Origin of the sequence: Deinococcus sp., assembly GCF_018260405.1 — a bacterium.
Classification (GTDB): domain Bacteria; phylum Deinococcota; class Deinococci; order Deinococcales; family Deinococcaceae; genus Deinococcus.
Genome location: NZ_JAGLBG010000148.1, coordinates 1 through 3713, shown reverse-complemented (window position 1 = coordinate 3713; position 3713 = coordinate 1). Strand labels below are relative to the sequence as shown.

At 63.4% G+C, this 3713-nt stretch carries 3 protein-coding genes and 2 pseudogenes; 2 read left to right on the top strand and 3 right to left on the bottom strand.

All coding sequences use genetic code 11. The annotated features are described in order from the left end of the window. Together QZ269_RS12330 and recA are read left to right on the top strand one after the other, a co-directional pair. Positions 1-216, top strand: a pseudogene (locus tag QZ269_RS12330) (hypothetical protein); the annotation flags it as partial. Beyond that, the gene (gene recA / locus QZ269_RS12325) at positions 213-1316 is read left to right on the top strand and encodes a recombinase RecA (RefSeq protein WP_291427003.1); all 1104 of its coding nucleotides are present in this window, start codon (positions 213-215) and stop codon (positions 1314-1316) included. The pseudogene QZ269_RS12330 and the gene recA, both read left to right, overlap by 4 nt. Before the next feature lie 223 nt (positions 1317-1539). Here recA and QZ269_RS12320 read toward each other — a convergent pair. The 3 genes and pseudogenes from QZ269_RS12320 to QZ269_RS12310 all read right to left on the bottom strand — a co-directional run bounded on the left by QZ269_RS12320 (position 1540) and on the right by QZ269_RS12310 (position 3582). Beyond that, positions 1540-1931 (bottom strand): annotated as a pseudogene (locus QZ269_RS12320) (transposase). 89 nt (positions 1932-2020) lie between these two features. Next, a complete protein-coding gene (locus QZ269_RS12315) occupies positions 2021-2467 on the bottom strand; it encodes an META domain-containing protein (protein ID WP_291427002.1) in 447 nt (148 codons plus the stop codon). Positions 2468-2562: 95 nt separating this feature from the next. Next, positions 2563-3582 carry a biotin--[acetyl-CoA-carboxylase] ligase gene (locus QZ269_RS12310; protein ID WP_291427001.1) on the bottom strand — a complete coding sequence of 340 codons (1020 nt, stop codon included), beginning with the start codon at positions 3580-3582 and terminating at the stop codon, positions 2563-2565. Between the last annotated feature and the right edge of the window lie 131 nt (positions 3583-3713).

The following is a 3713-nucleotide window of genomic DNA, read 5'->3' as shown; positions in this document are numbered from 1 at the left end:
GGCTGGACGGCCACGGGCGCGGCGCTGTACCGCAGCCACCTGCAAAAGACCGGCCCCATCTACGAAATCCAGAGCACCTTCCGTTTTCTGGCCCAGCCGCCCGCAGACGTTTCCCAGTCCGCCCTCCCCCTTCCCCCTTCCGAATCCGAGACCGTGCACCCCGCAACCGACACCATGCCGGATACCGTACAGGACACCGGCCAGGAGCAGCCATGAGCAGAGATAAAGACAGCAAAGAAATTACCGCCGCCCCCACCGACGCCAAGGAGCGGGCCAAAGCCATCGAGACGGCCATGAGCCAGATCGAGAAGGCGTTTGGCAAAGGCTCGATCATGAAGCTAGGCGCAGAGAGCAAGCTGGACGTGCAGGTGATTAGCACCGGCAGCCTGAGCCTGGACCTCGCGCTGGGCGTGGGCGGCATTCCGCGTGGCCGCGTGACCGAAATCTACGGCCCCGAGTCGGGCGGCAAGACCACGCTGGCGCTGGCGATTGTCGCGCAGGCACAGAAAGCGGGCGGTACGGCGGCCTTTATCGACGCCGAGCACGCCCTGGACCCGGTGTATGCCCGCGCCCTGGGCGTGAACACCGACGAGCTGCTGGTGTCGCAGCCCGACAACGGGGAGCAGGCGCTGGAAATTATGGAACTGCTGGTGCGCTCCGGGGCCATCGACGTAGTCGTGATCGACTCGGTCGCCGCGCTGACCCCCCGCGCCGAAATCGAGGGCGACATGGGCGACAGCCTGCCTGGGTTGCAGGCCCGCCTGATGTCGCAGGCGCTGCGTAAGCTGACCGCCATCCTGAGCAAAACCGGCACCGCCGCCATCTTTATCAATCAGGTGCGCGAAAAAATCGGAGTGATGTACGGCAACCCCGAAACCACTACTGGGGGCCGCGCCCTGAAGTTCTACGCTAGCGTGCGCCTCGACGTGCGGAAGATCGGCCAGCCCACCAAAATCGGCAACGACGCCGTGGCGAACACCGTAAAAGTCAAGACGGTCAAGAACAAGGTGGCCGCGCCCTTCAAAGAAGTCGAACTCGCGCTGGTGTACGGCAAGGGCTTCGACCAGCTCAGCGACCTGGTAGGTCTCGCCGCTGACATGGACATTGTGAAAAAGTCGGGCAGCTTTTACAGCTACGGCGACGAACGCATCGGCCAGGGCAAGGAAAAGGCCATCGCCTATATTGCCGAGCGCCCCGAACTGGAGCAGGAAATTCGCCAGAAGGTCACGCAGGTGATCCGCGCTGGTAACGCCCCCGCACCGCTGGCCGCCGTGCCCGCGACCGCGACCGCGCCCGAACTGGCCGCCGCCGAGTAAGGGTCAACCCGCTACAGCCTGAATTGTCCTGGCCTCAATTCCCCTGAGTAATACCAAACGCCATAAATAACTTGTCATTTGGTGGCCTAAGGGTCTAGGGGTCTAAGGGCTAAAAAATCTCGTCTGGCTGCGATATTTTAGCGTTTAAGCGTTCAGCGTTCGGCAGGCTTTTATGACACCGTATTTCTGAGGATTGGTATAAGGCCCACGTGACCAGAGCCTGTCAGCGTAGCAAGCTAAGTATTGGTTGCAATTTCTGTAATAGCGTAACAGATGCTGCGAGCCATTGGAACCTGGGGAGACTGCTTTGTAGTCTCCCCAAATCGCGTGATAGACGGCGAAAACGGGCTGTCCAAGCAAATGTTCGCTCGACAATCCAACGCATTGGAAGCAGCACAAAACCAGTCGCTCCAATCGGGCGTTTCACCACAAAAAGTTCCACATCGTTCAGGGCAGCATCAGTCTGCGCTTGTTCCCCGGTGTAGCCCTGGTCAGCGATTAGGGTAGGGCTAGGGCGCGCTGGTGGGCGTCTTCGGGGGCTAGAAGGAGATAGGGAAGGATGAAGAGGTAGGTTTCATCGTCTAGGTCGCTCTTGTAGGGTTCCCGTTCAGGCAGCGTGTGCCCTTCCTACACTCATCTGCGACGCCTTTGCTATGTTATTTGCATATTTTCCATAGAAAGTTAGCCCGCTACACTGACAGGCTCTAGGGCCGCTGCGGAACAGGCTTGACCGGCTGATACTGCAAAATAACCGTACCCAGCGCATTTTCCCAGACTACGCCGCCCGCTTTTACCCTGAACGGCTGCGTGAACAGCTCGGCCAGGGCGTTCTCGGCGGTCATGTCGTCGCAGAGCATCCGGGTAGCGGCCAGACCGCTGAAGGTCAGCCGTTCGCCGCTCCGCTGTCCGGCGGCGCTGAGGTGGTTACAGCCGGCCTGCCCGGTCAGCTGCACCTTGCCGCCAGGCCGGGTGGTCAGGGTCAGCTGCGAGCCTGTCGGCACCGGGATGTTCTCGCCGCGCAAGGTCAGGGCGGTGATCTGCCAGTTGCCGGATTTCAGTGCCTTAACCGGTAACGTTACGGGCGGCTGCATGGTCGGCGCACTTCCGCCCGTCAGTACGGCGGTCACAATCAGAGAAGCGAGGAGAGGCATAGCCCGATTGTGCCGCTCCTGACTGACACGTTGATGACGGTCTAGCAAAAAGAGCGCCCCCGCAGAGGTCAGCAGCAAGGCGGCCAGCCCCAGTTTCAGGAGGCAGGCCCGCCGCTGGCCCCGGCAGGCTGAAGCCACCCGACCAGCTGCACGTCCCCGGCATAAACCGTGTGAATGACGCCGTCCGGAGCCTCGACCAGCAGACTGCCCTGCGCGTCGAGGTCGCGGGCGATGCCAGTGACCGGGCCGCGTGGGGTGCCGACCTCGACCCGCTGCCCCAGGGTCAGGCTACGCTCTTTCCAGGCAGACAAAACCGCCTCGGCAGGCTGGGCCAGCCAGTGTTCCAGGGCCGCCAGTAATGCGGCCAGCACCGCCGCGCGGGTCACGCTGGGCCGGAACTCGCGCAGGTGCGCTGCGCCGGGCGGGGCGCTGGCTACGTTCAGCCCTATGCCCAAGATCGCCCGCCGCGCTTCCTCGCCGCGCAGGTCGGCTTCCAGCAGAATTCCGGCCAGTTTGCGGCCATCGGTGCTCAGCAGGTCGTTAGGCCATTTCAGCCCAATGGCAATGGGTGGTGTCGTCCCCGTGCCCGCCGCTGCACAGGCGTCATACACGGCCACACCCGCTGCCAGTGGCAGCAGCGCCAGTCTGCCGAGCGCCAGCGGGCCTGCCTGGGCGCCACCAGCGTGGGCACCATCACCGGCACCGCGCAGCAGCACACTGAAGACCAGCGTGCCGTGTGTGGTGTCCCAGACCCGTCCGCGGCGGCCCCGGCCCTGGCTCTGCTGCTCGGCGACCACCACTGCGCCGTGTGGGGCGGGGTGGCCCGGTTCGTCGGCCCAGCGGCGCACCTCGTCTTGGGTGCTGTCCACAGTTCCCAGGTAACGCATGGCCCGCCCGAACCCGCCGCCCCCAGCAAGCAGTGGCTCCACCAGCTGCGGGGCAGGGGTGCCGGGTTCCAGGGCGTAGCCACCGCGCGTAATCACCAGCGGCACACCCTGCGCGGTCAGTTTGTGGGCCAGCGTATTTACCGTGACCCGCCCCACGCCCAGCGCCGCACCCAGACGTTTGCCCGACTGGGGCAGGTCGGTCAGCAGGGACAGCAGACGCTGGGACATGGGTTCAGTGTTTCACACTATTTGATGAACGAAGCGCAATGTGCCGGGTTTGGGCAGGGCAACCGCAAAGTCAGGTGATTAGTTTTTCCAGATAAGCGGTGTCCATCGCGGCTTTGAAGCGCTTCGTTTCG